Genomic DNA, 620 nt, shown 5'->3' on the forward strand with positions numbered 1-620 from the left:
CAAGGCGGCGGCGCGTTCGCGCACGGCCTGCGTGGTACGCAGCAAGGCCGCCGCGCCTGCCGGCTGCGTCGCATCCGGCACGAATTCGAGTTCGGGGTCGACATGGCCCTCGGCATCCGCGCTGCGCACGGCCGGATTGGCCGTCGGCCGCTCGGGGTCCAGCCCGTAGTTGTCCTTGCTCATCCGGCTCTCCCTATGGTTGTCGTTTCGTGTTCGGCGCGCACCCGGGCCCGGGCGGCATTCATTGATCGAGCTTCCGGCCCTTGGCCTTCTTCAGTTCCTCGGCGTCCGGCACCGCGCCCGGCGTGAAGTAGCCGGCCGCCATCTTGGCATCCATCTCGACGCGGGCATCGGCGGGAATCAGTTCATCCGGAATGTTCACGCGCGTGCCGATCTCGATGCCCGAGCCCGTGATGGCGTCGAACTTCATGTTGCTCATCGACACCAGCCGGTGGATCTTGCGGATGCCGAGCCAGTGGAACACGTCGGGCATCAGCTCCTGGAAGCGCATGTCCTGCACGCCCGCCACGCACTCGGTGCGCGCGAAGTACTGGTCGGCCGTGTCGCCGCCCACCTGGCGCTTGCGCGCGTTGTAGACCAGGAACTTGGTGACCTCGCCG

At 67.7% G+C, this 620-nt stretch carries 1 protein-coding gene and 1 pseudogene; both read right to left on the minus strand.

What is annotated here, in order from left to right; all coding sequences use genetic code 11:
• A partial coding sequence (locus AC1DTN_RS38320; protein ID WP_477925410.1) for a hypothetical protein occupies positions 1-183 on the minus strand: 183 nt, incomplete at its 3' end.
• 58 nt (positions 184-241) lie between these two features.
• Positions 242-620, minus strand: a pseudogene (locus AC1DTN_RS38325) (GTP cyclohydrolase II); the annotation flags it as partial.

Source organism: Rhizobium sp. 01T444, assembly GCF_056398305.1.